Raw genomic sequence first — 633 nt, forward strand, 5'->3', positions numbered from 1 at the left:
GCAATGACTGCTTTGAGTGGAATCCAACACCCGTGAAGAGAACAAATTACCAGTGGCAAGACGCAGTCACAACCGTCTCCATCACCCCCTTATAAGCGGCAGAAAGGTGTCGAGAATAAGTTACCGGTGGCAAAACGCAGTAACAACCGTCACCCGTCATAAGCGACAGAGAGGTGCTGCAGTACGAGACTTCGTCCGCCGCTTTTCAAGAAGAAGAGGGAGTGGTGCTTTGGTATCTGTGGGGTTTGAACCCACGCAGACTGGAATGTCTAGCGGATCTTAAGTCCGCCCCCTTAGACCACTCGGGCAAGATACCATGCCAAACAGATGTAACAGCTCCGCTTTCGACGGGCCATTTGCAAAGCCTTCTATAGATCCTCGCCGGGCCTCTGGCACGCACCTGCTTGTCGAACGACTGCTTGCTACTGCTGGGGTACCCGCGTCCTGTCCCGACATAATACAGCCGACTTGACGACCGACAACGTGACTTACCTGGTATACGGTCGATTCGAATCTCGCTCAGCGTAGTCCAAGCTGCAGGTTGACGCGCAGAGATCTCAAGCAGAGCAATGACTGCTTTGAGTGGAATCCAACACCCGTGAAGAGAACAAATTACCAGTGGCAAGACGCAGT

1 tRNA gene is annotated in these 633 nt (G+C 53.1%); it reads right to left on the minus strand.

The features are described 5' to 3' along the window. Window positions 1-230 precede the first annotated feature (230 nt). Window positions 231-316: transfer RNA gene (locus tag QRQ56_RS39200), tRNA-Leu, on the minus strand. Window positions 317-633 lie beyond the last annotated feature (317 nt).

Source organism: Bradyrhizobium sp. U531, from assembly GCF_051710265.1.
GTDB lineage: Bacteria > Pseudomonadota > Alphaproteobacteria > Rhizobiales > Xanthobacteraceae > Bradyrhizobium.